The organism is uncultured Bacteroides sp., from assembly GCF_937912035.1.
Taxonomy (GTDB): domain Bacteria; phylum Bacteroidota; class Bacteroidia; order Bacteroidales; family Bacteroidaceae; genus Phocaeicola.
Window position 1 is genome coordinate 113,486 of record NZ_CALDPF010000039.1, and the last position, 14,060, is coordinate 127,545.

The 14,060-nt window shown below is 42.3% G+C and carries 14 protein-coding genes; 3 read left to right on the top strand and 11 right to left on the bottom strand.

Features of this window, described 5'->3' with window-relative positions:
* Positions 1–12: 12 nt before the first annotated feature.
* The 10 genes from nuoK to dxs all read right to left on the bottom strand — a co-directional run bounded on the left by nuoK (position 13) and on the right by dxs (position 9,086).
* Entirely contained in the window at positions 13–330 is a 318-nt protein-coding gene (gene nuoK / locus Q0486_RS11465; RefSeq protein WP_235339033.1) for an NADH-quinone oxidoreductase subunit NuoK, read from the bottom strand.
* Positions 331–342: 12 nt separating this feature from the next.
* Complete coding sequence (locus Q0486_RS11470) at positions 343–855, bottom strand: NADH-quinone oxidoreductase subunit J (RefSeq protein ID WP_299233332.1); 513 nt, start codon at positions 853–855, stop codon at positions 343–345.
* A 93-nt stretch (positions 856–948) separates the two neighbouring features.
* Positions 949–1,449, bottom strand: coding sequence for an NADH-quinone oxidoreductase subunit I (locus Q0486_RS11475; protein WP_299233333.1), 501 nt, complete (start codon positions 1,447–1,449; stop codon positions 949–951).
* Positions 1,450–1,468: 19 nt separating this feature from the next.
* Positions 1,469–2,557, bottom strand: coding sequence for an NADH-quinone oxidoreductase subunit NuoH (gene nuoH / locus Q0486_RS11480; RefSeq protein WP_299233336.1), 1,089 nt, complete (start codon positions 2,555–2,557; stop codon positions 1,469–1,471).
* Between the two features lie 46 nt (positions 2,558–2,603).
* Positions 2,604–4,202 carry an NADH-quinone oxidoreductase subunit C gene (locus Q0486_RS11485; protein ID WP_299233338.1) on the bottom strand — a complete coding sequence of 533 codons (1,599 nt, stop codon included), beginning with the start codon at positions 4,200–4,202 and terminating at the stop codon, positions 2,604–2,606.
* A complete protein-coding gene (locus tag Q0486_RS11490; protein WP_299233340.1) occupies positions 4,199–4,822 on the bottom strand; it encodes an NADH-quinone oxidoreductase subunit B in 624 nt (207 codons plus the stop codon). Before Q0486_RS11490 ends, Q0486_RS11485 begins: the two co-directional genes overlap by 4 nt.
* The gene (locus Q0486_RS11495; protein WP_299233342.1) at positions 4,813–5,163 is read right to left on the bottom strand and encodes an NADH-quinone oxidoreductase subunit A; all 351 of its coding nucleotides are present in this window, start codon (positions 5,161–5,163) and stop codon (positions 4,813–4,815) included. Before Q0486_RS11495 ends, Q0486_RS11490 begins: the two co-directional genes overlap by 10 nt.
* A gap of 115 nt (positions 5,164–5,278) precedes the next feature.
* Positions 5,279–5,641 carry a hypothetical protein gene (locus Q0486_RS11500; protein WP_299233344.1) on the bottom strand — a complete coding sequence of 121 codons (363 nt, stop codon included), beginning with the start codon at positions 5,639–5,641 and terminating at the stop codon, positions 5,279–5,281.
* Between the two features lie 146 nt (positions 5,642–5,787).
* Positions 5,788–7,128 (bottom strand): Trk system potassium transporter TrkA, encoded by a 1,341-nt coding sequence (gene trkA / locus Q0486_RS11505; RefSeq protein ID WP_299233346.1) that lies wholly within the window; start codon positions 7,126–7,128, stop codon positions 5,788–5,790.
* 38 nt (positions 7,129–7,166) lie between these two features.
* Entirely contained in the window at positions 7,167–9,086 is a 1,920-nt protein-coding gene (gene dxs / locus Q0486_RS11510; protein ID WP_299233349.1) for a 1-deoxy-D-xylulose-5-phosphate synthase, read from the bottom strand.
* Positions 9,087–9,180: 94 nt separating this feature from the next.
* Here dxs and Q0486_RS11515 point away from each other — a divergent pair, with 94 nt between their 5' ends.
* The 3 genes from Q0486_RS11515 (at position 9,181) to Q0486_RS11525 (ending at position 13,399) form a co-directional block, all read left to right on the top strand.
* A complete protein-coding gene (locus tag Q0486_RS11515; RefSeq protein ID WP_299233352.1) occupies positions 9,181–10,167 on the top strand; it encodes a GSCFA domain-containing protein in 987 nt (328 codons plus the stop codon).
* The gene (locus tag Q0486_RS11520; protein ID WP_299233355.1) at positions 10,143–12,608 is read left to right on the top strand and encodes a bifunctional UDP-N-acetylmuramoyl-tripeptide:D-alanyl-D-alanine ligase/alanine racemase; all 2,466 of its coding nucleotides are present in this window, start codon (positions 10,143–10,145) and stop codon (positions 12,606–12,608) included. Before Q0486_RS11515 ends, Q0486_RS11520 begins: the two co-directional genes overlap by 25 nt.
* 146 nt (positions 12,609–12,754) lie before the next feature.
* Positions 12,755–13,399, top strand: coding sequence for a porin family protein (locus Q0486_RS11525; protein ID WP_299233358.1), 645 nt, complete (start codon positions 12,755–12,757; stop codon positions 13,397–13,399).
* Between the two features lie 75 nt (positions 13,400–13,474).
* Here Q0486_RS11525 and Q0486_RS11530 read toward each other — a convergent pair whose 3' ends face one another.
* Positions 13,475–14,056, bottom strand: coding sequence for a Maf-like protein (locus Q0486_RS11530; protein WP_299233361.1), 582 nt, complete (start codon positions 14,054–14,056; stop codon positions 13,475–13,477).
* Positions 14,057–14,060: the final 4 nt, after the last annotated feature.

Here is a 14,060-nt window from a genome sequence, read left to right on the forward strand (position 1 = left end):
TTTCTCTTGTTTTTATCCCTTCATTTCAGAAATATCATCAGTCAGAATCTTATTGATATTTCTATATACATTGATTATTATAGCTATTGCCACAGCTGTTTCCGCGGCGGCGATTGCAATGCCGAACAGACTGAAGAAATGTCCTTCCAGCTGTCCCGGAAAGAGATATCTGTTGAATACGGCAAAGTTGATGTTTGTGGCATTAAGCATAAGTTCGGCCGAGATAAGCAGAGCCAGCAGGTTTTTTCTTGTGAAGAAACCGTATATTCCGCAGAACAGCATCACGGTGCTTATCACCAGATAATGTATAACGTGTACTTCTATTTCCATAATCCTTTGTTTTTAGTTTCTTTTTCTGGCTATCATAATCGCGCCTATCATACATGCCAGCAGCAGTACGCTCATTACCTCGAAAGGCAGTACGAACTGATATTTTTCTGTTCCGATGAGCGCTTCGCCGATTTTCTCCACCGGCAGCTCCACTCCCTGGGGAATGATGTTCAGGGCGAATCCGTTTGTGGCGATAAGGAACATCACCAGTGCCATGCCCACAAGAGTAGTAAGCAGTACGCTTATCATCTTGCCACGGCCTATTTTATACTTCATTGTTCCCGACGAACGTGTCAGCAGTATTGAGAACACATACAATACGATGATACCCCCGGCATATACCATTAGCTGTACGGCACTCAGGAAGGTGTAGCCCAAAATGGCGTATATGCCTCCGGTGGCAAGCAGCACGAACAGCAGATAAGTGGCCGAACGCAGGATACTGTTGGTAGTGACGGCAAGTACGGAGAAAACAATTATGCACAGTGCCACTACATAGAATGCTATTTCAAAAAGTGAAAACATGTTTGTAAATTAAAAATTAAAAGTTAATAATTAATAATTGGTTGATGTCATTGTTCCTCACTATTAGTCAGAATATCATCCACCCATTATTAATTATTCATTATTAATTATTAGCTTCGCTGACCGTTGGTTAGCTTCGCTGACCGATGGCTCATTAAGAGTCATCACCAGCTTTTCTCTTTCGAACACGGCGTTTTCGAAATGGTTGCTGAAACGGATCGCGTCGTGCGGACACGCGTTCACGCACAATTGGCAGAACATGCACGCCCCCAGATCGTATTCATATTTCAGCAGGACCTTCTTTTTCTTTCCGTCTTCAGTTTCGCGGGTCTCGCTTGTTATGTTTATAGTGCCGTTAGGGCATGCCATCTGACACAATCCGCACGCCACACATCTGTTATTCCCGTTTTCGTCCTTGGGCATCACCAGCATGGCGCGGTGACGTTCCGGGATGTACAGAGTGGTATGTCTGTTCTCGGGATAGCGTTCTGTCACATTTTTCTGTATGAACACCTTCATCGACGTACGCATACCCACGAGCAGGCTTTTCACACCGGATACATATCCGCTTATATAATCTTTAAAAGTACTCATTTTTTCAGTTTTTAGATTATTAAAATACCAGTCCGAACACCTTCATCACAGTCATCACCAGCAGCACCAGCAGCGACAGAGGCATCAGATACTTCCACTCCAGGATAAGCACCTGGTCAATTCTCAAGCGTGGGAAAGTCCATCTGATCCACATCAGGAGGAACACCACGAAGAAAGTCTTTCCCACGAACCATATCACTCCGGGTATGTAGTCCATCACGGTGTTGAATCCGTCCAGCCCGGCGATGTGCAGCGGCATCCAGCCTCCGAAGAAAAGTGTCACCGCGATGCCCGCCGTAATGAAGAGGTTAAGATATTCGGCCAGATAGAAGAATCCGAAGTGCATACCCGAGTATTCGGTGTGGTAGCCCGCCGTCAGTTCCTGTTCCGCCTCGGCCAGGTCGAACGGCGCGCGGTTTGCTTCGGCATTGCCGGCTATCAGATAGATGATGAAAGCCATCACGGCCGGAATGTGTCCTTTGAAAATGTTCCATCCGTTCTCCTGATAGGCCACGATCTCCTGGATGTCCATTGTTCCGCACAGGATGACCATGGTCAGTACGCTCAGACCTATGGAAAGCTCGTAGCTGATAATCATCGCTCCGCTTCGCACGGCCCCTATCAGTGTATACTTGCTGTTGCTGCTCCAGCCTGCCAGCAGAATTCCCAGCACGCCTATAGACGATGCGGCAAGCACAAAGAAAATACCAATGTTCATGTGCAGGATTTCTCCCCCCTTGTTCCATGGCAGGCACGAGAATGTCAGAATAGACGCCATGATCACCAGGAACGGGGCAAGCCCGTACAGAAACTTGTCCGAGTTTTTCAGCGAGATAATCTCTTTGGTCAGAATCTTTATAACGTCGGCCGGCACCTGCAGGAGTCCTCCACGACCACCCACACGGTCCGGTCCGATGCGGCACTGGAAAGCCGCACATACCTTACGCTCCATGTAAATAAGGATAATAGCCAGTACGGCATACATCACCATGATGAACACCCCCACGGCGATACCCTCTATAGTGAATGCCAGCCATTCAGGCATCATGCTGCACATGGCAGAGTGAATCCACATCAGGAGCGGCTCAAGATTATAATAGTCAAACATGTTGTTCAATTAATAATTAATAATTAAAAATGAGTTGTTCAATTATCTACCTGTCGATATCCGGAATCACAAAGTCCAGCGTACCGCCTATCGCTATCAGGTCGGCAATCTTCTGTCCGCGGCACACGGTGTCCATGGCGTCCACCAGAGGCAATCCCGTAGAGCGGTAATGCAGGCGGTACGGATACTTGTCGCCATGACTCTCCAGCATCACCCCGAACTCGCCACGGCTGCTTTCCACCGAAGTGGAGAAATTCCCTTCAGGCAGCTTTATCACCGCCTTTGTCTTCGTGCGGAAATCCCCTTCCGGGATATTGTCGATGAGCTGTTCTATGATGTGGCACGATTCCATAATCTCGTCCATACGCACCATGTAGCGCGCAAACGAGTCGCCCTCCGTGCGTGTTATCTCGCGGAAATCCACCTTGCCGTACATGGCATACGGATGATGCTTGCGCACGTCGTTACTCCAGCCCGAGGCACGTCCTGTTCCGCCCGTGGCGCCAAGCGATATCGCATCCTCGCGCGAGAGTACTCCCACTCCCACAAGACGTTGCCTTGCTATCACGTTCCCCGTGAAGATGTCGTGATAATCCTTTATCACGCCGCGCAGATGCCCGATAAACTCCTTCACCTTCCGGCAGAAGTCGGGATGCAGATCGGCCTGCACACCGCCTATCACGTTGTAGTTCTGAATCAGGCGTCCGCCCGTAGTCTCCTCCATGATGTCGAGAATCATCTCCCTCTCCCTGAATCCGTAGAAGAAAGGAGTCAGCCCCCCCATATCCATAACCAGACACGAGTAGAACAGCAGATGCGAGTCGATGCGCTGCAGCTCGTCCATTATGGTGCGGATGTACTGCGCACGCTCCGGAATCTCTATTCCCGCCGCCTGCTCTATGCACATGCACAGCGCATGACGGTTCTGATGAGCGCTCAGATAGTCAAGCCTGTCCGTCAGAGCCAGAGTCTGCGGATAGGTAAGGCTCTCGTTCATCTTCTCAATGCCGCGGTGGATATATCCCAGCACAGGATCCACACGGCGTATGTTCTCGCCGTCGACAGACGTGCGCAATCGCAGCACGCCATGAGTGGAAGGATGCTGCGGACCGATGTTCACCACGAAATCGTCGCTGCCGAACACCACATTCTCCCTTCCTTCCACAGTTCCGTCCGGACGCAGGGTGTATTCCTCCGTCACGTCGGCGTTCACCTCGTTCTCCATGTTCAGCCCGTTTGAATCCATATCATAGTCCTTGCGCAGGGGATATCCCTTCCAGTCCTCGCGCAGGAAGAGGCGCCGCATGTCCGGATTGCCCGTGAAGCGTATGCCGAAGAAATCGAACACCTCGCGCTCCTTTATGCGTGCCGTCTGCCACAGGCTGCACACCGACGGCAGAAACGCAAGTCTCTCTCCGCCGCAGTCAAAGGCCTTCTCCCTCTCTGCAGCCACAACCTTCAGCACACAGCGCCGGCCCGTGGAAGTGCTTTCCAGATAATACAGCGCGCCCAGTCCTTCTTCTCCCCAGTCCATGCCTACGATGTCGCGCAGATAGTCCATAGGCTCCGTGGTGTCATGTCTCAGTCCGGAAGCCACGCTGTAGAAGTCTTCCGCCCCGACCGGTGTAACGATGTCTGTACTCATAGTTTTTCCTCCCTGTCTGTTTTTGCCGCCTTTTCAGATTGCGGCGTGTCCTGCTTGCGGTTCGCTCCGCCCAGGAAGCGTTCCACCTTGATTTTTCTCTGAAGCTGCATCATTCCGTAATAGAAAGCCTCCGGACGCGGAGGACATCCCGGAATGAACACGTCCACCGGTATTATCCGGTCTATACCGTTCACCACATGATACGACCGCCTGAAGGGCCCTCCGCTTATGGTGCATCCGCCCACGGCCACCACGTATTTTGGTTCGGCCATTTGGTCATACAGACGTTTCAGCACCGGCGCCATGCGGTAGGTTATAGTTCCCAGCACCATTATCATGTCCGCCTGTCGCGGCGAGTTGCGTGTCACCTCGAATCCGAACCTCGCCATGTCATAGCGTGCGGCTCCCAGGGCCATGAACTCTATGGCGCAACAGCTGGTTCCGAATGTGAGCGACCACAGCGAATTGCTCCTTCCCCAGTTTATCAGCTCGTCGGCCTTGCCCACTATCACTCCCGCTCCGTCGCGGTTCAGCTGGTCCACCATGCGTTCCAGATAGTCATTATTCCGGAACTCGTCATACTGCATTGATCGTATTTCCGCGCGTTTTTTCACTTCCATTCCAGCGCTCCTTTCCGCCAGGCGTATGCCAGGCCCAAAATAAGAACCGCCACGAAGAATGCGGCTCCACATAGTGCGTATACTCCCGTGCGGGCCACTACCACTGCCCATGGAAACAGAAACACCGTCTCAATGTCGAACATCAGGAAGAGAATGGCAAAGAGGTAGTAGCCGGCTTTGAATTTAACCCACGATTCACCCCTCGTAGGGATACCACACTCGTATGGCTCACCTTTCTGGGGATTGAATGAACGGGGGGCGATTAGTTTGGCAATAGTCATGGCTGCAACAACCAAGGCAATTGCCGTGAGAATCACTACAATTAAAAAAATAAAATACATGATTTATTTGTTTTAGTTATTTATTTGCGATAACATAACATGTTATTTAGACTGTGTGCGTACACGGTTTGTCTCCATATCTAAAATATGGAGACAAACAATCATTGGGTAAAATCTAAATTATGATTTTTCCTAATGTATATATGTAATAATCTTTTGGAGAATGAATCTGATTATGACAATCCGTACAATGTTTTGTGTCTATACTATAATATTTATACGTGATATTATTTCTTTGTAACCCACCGGTTATTGTCAGTATAGATTTATTGTCATTATTATCCTTTACACCAGTAGGAATGAAGCATACTGGTATTAATAAATCTGCATATCTTGATTTGAGAATATGGTTTATAGTACGTATAAGGTAAATGTCAGATGATGATTCTTCAAATGACATACAATTTTCATTGCTAGCTGATAGTATATTTTCATGGCATATTCCTTCTTCGCAAACGGAAGAAATGTCTTCCTTCATCCCTTGCAATAATAAGCAAGATATTATGCCTATAAATATAACCTTCAACCAATAATTCATATAAAAACTATTACCTTATTCAATCACGTTTGCAAAGTTAGAATATATTTTGAGTAAAGATGATTATTTTTATGTTAAAAAACATATTATCCAAAATATTTCTCTAATTTTTTTATCATAGCTCCCAAACAGAATACTACAACATGGTCGTCTTTCTGTATTGTTGTGTTACCGGTTACAAGTATTCCTTCACCATTTCTTATAAGTCCTCCAATTGTAGCGCCTTTTGGTAGACCTATATCTTTTACAGGTGCTTTAGTGATTCTGGAATCTTCTTTTACAATGAATTCTGCCACATCTGCATTAGCAAAAGTAAGGCATTTAACGTTTGATACGTCTGCTTTTAACATCATCTGATATATATGGCTTGCTGCTATGTATTTTTTGTTAATTACTGTACCTATATCAAGACTTTCAGCCATACTTATATAGTCTACATTCTCTACTTCAGCCACAGTTTTGCTTACTCCCATACGTTTGGCTGCCAAACATGCCAATATATTAGTTTCAGAATTGCCTGTCAATGCAACAAAAGCTTCGGTATTTTTAATTCCTTCTTCAATGAGAAGTTCCATGTCACGTCCATCTCCGTTTATGACCATTACATCATCGTCCACTACTTCCGTAAGTCTGTTACATCTGCTTTCATCAATCTCAATTATCTTGATTTTCATATATTCTGGCAGGTATTGTGCAGTACGTACTGCTATTCTTCCTCCTCCCATTATCATGACACTTCTTACGTCAGCTTCGTTTTCTCGTCCTGATATTTTTCTGATATATGGTATATATTTTTTTGTAGTAGTGAAATAAACAATATCGTTCAGTTTTACAAAATCATCACCTCTAGGTATAATTGTTTCATTTCCTCTTTTTATAGCTACAATATGGAAAGGTATACCTTGTCCTCCTAGTTCATGAAACGGAACATTCAGTATTTCAGCTTGTTCTCTCATTTTTACACCTATCATGATAAGTGAGCCACCAGCGAATTCCCACCACTGTTTTATCCAGCTCATTCTTACGGCGTCTACAATTTCTTTGGCAGCCAACATCTCAGGGTAGATTAGTGAATGAACTCCGAGACCGCTGAAAAATTCCTTATGTTTAGGCAATAGGTATTCATAATTGTCAATCCTGGCAACAGTTTTCTGTGCACCAAGATTGTTGGCAAGCATGCAGGCTGTCATATTTCTGCTTTCATCTGGAGTTACAGCTATAAACAAATCTGCACCTGCAACTCCCGCCTCTTTTAGCCCGTTTATAGAAGTAGGTGAATAATTTACAGTCATCATGTCCAAATTACTGCTCATTTTCCCCAATCTTTCCTGATTTTCGTCTATCAGAATTATGTCTTGATCTTCTCCTGCTAGGAGTTTTGCCAGATGTGTACCAACGGCTCCCGCACCTGCTATTATTATTTTCATTATATATTATCTTTATTCAAGTTTTATTATATTGTTAGTTATCGTTTATCATCAGCCAATTGAACAATCGAACTATAAATACCTTCTTCATCAAGTCCGCATATTTTATATAATTCATCTACGGAACCATGCTGTACGAAACAATCGTTTATACCTATTCTTTTAATTGTGATTCCTTTATTAAAACAACTGTCAGACATAAATTCCATTATCGCACATCCCGCTCCACCAGCAAGGATACCGTCTTCAACCGTTATAATTTTACTGAATTTTTTTCCTATTGAGGTAAGCATTTCTTCATCCAGAGGTTTAACGAACCTCAAATCATAATGTGCAATACTTAATGATCTGTCTTTTTCTACTCTTTCTATTGCTTTTTGTGCTTTATATCCAATTGGTCCAACAGAGATCACTGCTATATCCTTTCCTTCTTTAAGAAGTCTTCCTTTTCCTATAGGAATATTTTCAAATTGGCACTTCCAGTCTATAATTTGTCCTCTTCCACGTGGATATCTTATAACAAACGGCCCCATATCTGGCAATTGTGCTGTATACATGAGTTTTCTCAATTCATGTTCATCCATGGGAACTGCCACTGTAAGGTTAGGTATAATCCTCATGTATGCAATATCAAATATTCCATGGTGTGTTGCTCCATCTTCGCCTACAAGTCCTGCTCTGTCAAGACACATTATTACGTTTAGTTTCTGTATGGCGACGTCATGTATTACATTATCGTATGCTCTTTGCATAAATGTGGAATATATATTACAAAATGGAGTTAGTCCATCTTTTGCCATTCCGGCTGAGAAAGTAACAGCATGACCTTCTGCTATTCCTACATCGAAAACTCTTTGTGGCATTTCCTTCATCATTATGTTCATTGAACATCCTGAAGGCATTGCGGGTGTTACTCCTACAATTTTCGGATTATCTTGTGCCAACTCTAGAAGAGTATTACCAAACACTTCCTGATATAAAGGAGGAATACCATCTGATGATGTCTTAATTCTTTCTCCTGTAGTTTTGTCGAATTTACCAGGAGCATGCCATTCTGTGGCACATTCTTCCGCAGGTTTATATCCTTTGCCTTTTATGGTATGTATATGTAATAGTTTCGGTCCACTCATGTCCTTAATCTCATTTAGGACTTTTATTAATGAAAAAGTGTCATGTCCGTCTATAGGACCGAAATATCTGATGTTCAAGCCTTCGAATATGTTTTGCTGTTGCATGAGTAACGATTTCAGGCTGTTGTTGAACCGTATGATTGCTTTTTTTCTTTCATCAGTTAGTAGTCCCCACTTTGCCATTTGTCTGGACATGACATTGCGGAAACGATTATAGCCTTCGGACGTATGCAGATTGAGCAGGTATTGTTTCATTCCTCCAACACTTCTGTCAATAGCCATATTGTTATCGTTCAGTATAATGAGGAGGTTGTTTGGGGTAGCTGAAGCATTGTTTAATCCTTCGAACGCCAATCCTCCACTCATTGAACCGTCGCCAATAACGGCAACAATGTGTCTGTCTGATTCCTTTTTCAGATTTGAACACACAGCCATTCCCAATGCTGCAGATATGGAGTTTGAAGCGTGTCCGCACGTGAATGTATCGTATTCACTTTCTGCTGGCGATGGAAAAGGTGCAAGTCCGTTAAGTTTTCTGTTTGTACAGAATCTATCACGTCTTCCTGTCAGTATCTTATGAGCGTATGCCTGATGACCGACATCCCATACAATACGGTCGTATGGTGTGCTGAATGTGTAATGTAATGCGACGGTCAGTTCTATTACTCCCAAGCTTGAACCGAAATGTCCCGGATTGCGTGAAAGTTCGTCTATAATCATTTCACGAAGCTCATGGCAAACTTCAGGTAATTTTTCTATAGGAAGTTTACGAAGGTCTTCAGGACTATCAATTTTGTCAAGGAATTTATATGATGCGTTTAGTTCCATCTATACATTAAATTAAACATTTATTCCACAAAAGTAGTACAAATATATATATTGTGGTTACATTTGTAAGAAAAAATAATAGATATTGATTTATATGGAACTGATAACCAGGACTGAACTGCCTGTAGGACAGTGTGAGATAAAGCATTCTGACACATTAATGCTGCTAGGATCATGTTTTACCGAAAATATTGGAAACAAGTTATCCGCTAATAAATTCGTATGTGATATTAATCCTTTCGGGGTACTTTATAATCCGATGTCGATTAAAGAAGCATTGACTCAGATTCTTAATAAGAAAGTATATACGGCCAACGATTTGATGGAATCCCATGGAATGTGGTTTAGCCTGATGCATCATAGCTCTTTTTCTTCTTATGATATTAATGAGTGTCTTTATAATATAAACAGGCATATAGATGAAAGTTATGATTTTATAAAGAATGCCGACTGGCTTGTTCTGACATTTGGAACAGCTCGTGTGTACAGATGGAATGAAAACGGGTGTATAGTAGGTAATTGTCATAAGTTGAATGAAAAGTTATTTTCACGTGTTCTTCTTGACGTTGATGAGATTGTAAGTTCTTATTCTAATCTGATAGCAGATTTGAGAATTCTAAATCCAGAATTGAGAATTCTTTTTACTGTCAGTCCGATACGTCATGCCAAGGATGGAATGCATGGCAATCAGATAAGTAAGTCAGTATTATTGCTTGCAATAGATAAAATCTGTTTTACTAACGAGAATTGTTATTATTTTCCTTCTTATGAAATTATGATGGACGAACTTAGAGATTATCGTTTCTATGCTGACGATATGCTTCATCCCTCTGGAAAGGCTGTTGATTATATTTGGGAAAAATTTTCAGAAACGTATTTTAGCAGGAAAACCATGGAAGCAATAAAAGCGTGTAATGAAATAACACGGGCTTTGGAACACAGGCCTTTTAATCCGGATAGTGAAGCTTATCGTGATTTTTTAAGTCAAATTCTGTTAAAAATAGAGAGACTAAAGGAAAAATTCACGTACTTAGACGTCGAAAAGGAAATAGAATTATGTCGCACACAATTGAAGAAATAACATCCATTTTGAATGCAGAACGTATAGGTGATGCTTCTGCTAAAATAGACTGGATACTTACCGATAGCCGATCATTGTGCTTTCCGGAAGAAACTCTTTTTTTTGCTTTAAAGACAAAAAGGAATGATGGTCACAAATATATAGCTGAATTGTATAACCGCGGTGTGAGAAACTTTGTGGTTACTGATTTGCCTGAAGATATGTCAGAATTTCAGAACTGCAACTTTCTGAAGGTCTCAAATACCTTGAAATCGCTTCAGCGCCTTGCTGCAAGTCACAGAGAACTGTTCGATGTTCCTGTGATTGGAATTACCGGAAGTAATGGCAAGACAGTGGTAAAGGAGTGGCTTTATCATATCATCAGTCCAAGCAGGGTAGTGACCCGTTCCCCAAGAAGCTATAACTCACAAATAGGAGTACCTCTGTCAGTATGGCTGATGAACGAAAATACTGAGATAGGTATATTCGAGGCCGGTATATCTGAGATGGGCGAGATGGAAGAATTGAAGCCAATAATCCGTCCAACCATAGGTGTCCTTACGAATATAGGTGGCGCTCATCAGGAGAATTTCACATCCATTCAGGACAAATGTATGGAGAAACTTCAGTTGTTCAAGGATTGTGATGTTGTAATCTATAATGGCGATAATGAACTTATAAGTAGTTGTGTGACAAAATCGCTGTTCGGAGCGAAGGAAATAGCGTGGTCCACAAAAGACATGGAGCGTCCGCTGTATATCGAAAGTATAGACAAGTGCAGCAGCTATACTGATATCAAATACCGCTATTTGGGATTTATGAAGGAATATCGTATTCCGTTTATTGATGATGCTTCAATTGAAAATTCCATAAACTGTTTGGCCGTAGCTCTGTATCTGATGATTTCTCCGGAAGAGATAGCCGAAAGAATGCTTACACTGGAACCTGTGGCAATGCGAATGGAGGTGAAGGAAGGAAAGAATGGTTGTATCCTGATAAACGACAGTTATAACTCTGATTTTGCATCATTGGATATTGCTCTTGACTTCATGTCGCGAAGAACAGAAGATAAAGGCAAGAAACGTACATTGATTTTGTCGGATATTCTTGAGAGTGGACAGACCAGCAAACTCTTGTACAGACAGGTGGCAGAACTTGTACACAGCCGTGGGGTAGATAAGATTATCGGTGTAGGGCCTGAAATATCGGCATCGGCATCACGTTTCCAGATTGAAAAATATTTCTTCAACAAGACTTCTGAACTCATGGAGTCTGGAATACTGGATTCGCTGAGAAATGAAGTGGTATTGATCAAGGGAGCACGCGCGTTCCATTTTGACGATATTACTGATTACATGGAGCTAAAGGTGCACGAAACGATACTTGAAATCAACCTTAGGGCTTTAACTGACAATCTAAATCATTTCCGCAATAAACTTAAACCGGAGACCAAGATGGTCTGCATGGTTAAAGCTTCGGCGTACGGGGCTGGACCTTTTGAGATTGCAAAAACACTGGAAGAGCATAGAGTGGATTATTTGGCTGTTGCAGTGGCCGATGAAGGTGCGGATTTGCGCAAGGCAGGAATTAACTGTCCTATTATAATAATGAATCCTGAACTTACGGCGTTCAAGACAATGTTCGATTATCACCTTGAACCGGAGGTGTATAGTTTTAATGTTTTGGAAGAACTTATAAAGGCTGCCGAGAGGGAAGGTGTCAGCAATTTCCCTATTCATGTGAAAATCAATACCGGAATGAACCGTCTAGGTTTTGAGCCTGAACAGTTGCCACAGTTGGTTGACCGGTTGAAACGTCAGTCGGCGGTAATACCACGTTCGGTGTTTTCTCATCTGGTAGGAAGTGATTCCAATCGTTTTGATGCATTTACCCGCAGACAGATTGAAACATTTGAAGCGGCGGCAGCAAAACTTCAGGAAGGATTTTCATATAAGATATTGCGTCATATCTGTAACACAGCCGGTATAGAAAGATATCCTGGAGCACAGTTCGATATGGTAAGGCTTGGTATAGGATTATATGGAATAGATCCTTATACCGGGAAAATGATAAACAACGTAAGTACGCTTAAGACTACCATATTGCAGATACATGATGTGAAAGCAGAGGACACTGTAGGGTATAGCCGCAAGGGAATACTGGAAAGAGATTCACGTATCGCAGCGATACCTATTGGCTATGCAGACGGACTGAACCGTAAGCTGGGAAACGGAAAAGGTTATTGCCTTGTAAATGGAAAGAAAGCTCCGTACGTTGGAAATATTTGTATGGATGTTTGTATGATAGATGTCACTGATATAGACTGTAAGGAAGGTGACAAGGTGGAAGTGTTTGGCGAAAACCTGCCCGTCACAACATTGGCAGAGTGGCTTGATACTATACCTTATGAGATATTGACCAGCGTTTCCATGCGTGTGAAAAGAGTGTATTATCAGGACTGATAATCATATAAAAAAATGAACTGTCATTTTAATAAAAATGCTTTGTCGTTTTGAGTCGAATGACAAAGCATTTTTTTGTGATATTTTGTTATGGGTAATATCATTTAATTTTTTAATTTTGTGTTATTGGATAAATTGAAAATATTATGAAGAAACTTTTTATTGTAATTGTAGGAATTCTGTCTATATTCCCGGTTGTAGCCCAAAATAAAGTGAAATGGGGTATTGAAGTGGGAGCAGGTATGTCAGCGTGGATGGGAAAAAGCGCTGATGGAAGTAAACCTTTGTTTAATCATAAAGTGGGAGTGACTCTTGATATTCCTCTTAACTGGCTTGTATCTTTTCAGACTGGATTAAACTGGACGTCTAAGGGAGCAAATTACAAAATGTTTAATGATTTTATTACTGATTCCGAAACTTTTTCTAAAGTGAATGTTAATCAGAATTACTTTCAGATGCCACTTCTTGCAGCTTTCCACGTAGGAGCAACTTCTAATTTTGATATGGTTTTTACAGTAGGTCCTTATTTGGCTTATGGCGTATCTGGCAGATCTGAAACCCAGGTAGATGCAATGACTATGTCATGGCCAACTTTCGATGATTTGTATTTGAAAGATAGATACATCTCAAGCGGTTATAATCGTTTTGATGCAGGAGTGCAGACTGGGGTTGGACTTGATTTTAAAGACTGGACTGTCGGACTTGATGCTGATTTTGGGTTTTGTAAGATTGTTTCGGGAAATTCACCTTATAATTTTGCAATTTATTTTACTTTGGGGTATAAATTCTGATTATATAATAAACAGTAAACTCCCGGTATAATCTGATAAAACTTATATCGGGAGTTTTATTATTTTCTACATACCTTATATATTACAAAGTTCTTTGTACAATTTTTGTACCGGCAGTCCCATAACATTGAAGTACGAGCCGTTTATACCGGATACTCCTATAAAACCTATCCATTCTTGTATGCCGTATGCTCCAGCTTTATCGTATGGTTTGTAGTTATCTATATAGAAGTTTATTTCTTCATCGCTCAGAACATCAAAAGTAACATCCGAAACAGATGAGAAAGTTTTTTGAAAATCGTATGTTGTTAGGCTTACTCCTGTCATTACCTGATGGGTATGTCCTGACAGAATTTTCAGCATCTTTACAGCTTCATCCCTATCTTTGGGTTTGCCAAGTACTTCATTATTGGCGTATACTATTGTGTCAGCTGTTATTACAAGGTCGTTTTCACCCATGAGAGGACGGTATGCTGCCGCTTTTATCCTTGAAATAAATTCTGGAATTTCACTTCCCCTAAGATGTGGCAAATAGCTTTCGTCTACACCATTGATGACTTTTACTTCATAGTTTATACCGAGTCCTGAGAGCAATTCTCTTCGACGTGGTGAATTTGAAGCCAGTATTATATTGTATTTTTTCAGGTTGTCTAACATTGTA

Excerpts from the sequence above, each read along its gene's own strand:
- nuoK (WP_235339033.1), bottom strand. The coding sequence starts at position 330 with ATGGAAATAGAAGTACACGTTATACATTATCTGGTGATAAGCACCGTG.
- Q0486_RS11470 (WP_299233332.1), bottom strand. The coding sequence starts at position 855 with ATGTTTTCACTTTTTGAAATAGCATTCTATGTAGTGGCACTGTGCATA.
- Q0486_RS11475 (WP_299233333.1), bottom strand. The coding sequence starts at position 1,449 with ATGAGTACTTTTAAAGATTATATAAGCGGATATGTATCCGGTGTGAAA.
- nuoH (WP_299233336.1), bottom strand. The coding sequence starts at position 2,557 with ATGTTTGACTATTATAATCTTGAGCCGCTCCTGATGTGGATTCACTCT.
- Q0486_RS11485 (WP_299233338.1), bottom strand. The coding sequence starts at position 4,202 with ATGAGTACAGACATCGTTACACCGGTCGGGGCGGAAGACTTCTACAGC.
- Q0486_RS11490 (WP_299233340.1), bottom strand. The coding sequence starts at position 4,822 with ATGGAAGTGAAAAAACGCGCGGAAATACGATCAATGCAGTATGACGAG.
- Q0486_RS11495 (WP_299233342.1), bottom strand. The coding sequence starts at position 5,163 with ATGTATTTTATTTTTTTAATTGTAGTGATTCTCACGGCAATTGCCTTG.
- Q0486_RS11500 (WP_299233344.1), bottom strand. The coding sequence starts at position 5,641 with ATGAAGGAAGACATTTCTTCCGTTTGCGAAGAAGGAATATGCCATGAA.
- trkA (WP_299233346.1), bottom strand. The coding sequence starts at position 7,128 with ATGAAAATAATAATAGCAGGTGCGGGAGCCGTTGGTACACATCTGGCA.
- dxs (WP_299233349.1), bottom strand. The coding sequence starts at position 9,086 with ATGGAACTAAACGCATCATATAAATTCCTTGACAAAATTGATAGTCCT.
- Q0486_RS11515 (WP_299233352.1), top strand. The coding sequence starts at position 9,181 with ATGGAACTGATAACCAGGACTGAACTGCCTGTAGGACAGTGTGAGATA.
- Q0486_RS11520 (WP_299233355.1), top strand. The coding sequence starts at position 10,143 with ATGTCGCACACAATTGAAGAAATAACATCCATTTTGAATGCAGAACGT.
- Q0486_RS11525 (WP_299233358.1), top strand. The coding sequence starts at position 12,755 with ATGAAGAAACTTTTTATTGTAATTGTAGGAATTCTGTCTATATTCCCG.
- Q0486_RS11530 (WP_299233361.1), bottom strand. The coding sequence starts at position 14,056 with ATGTTAGACAACCTGAAAAAATACAATATAATACTGGCTTCAAATTCA.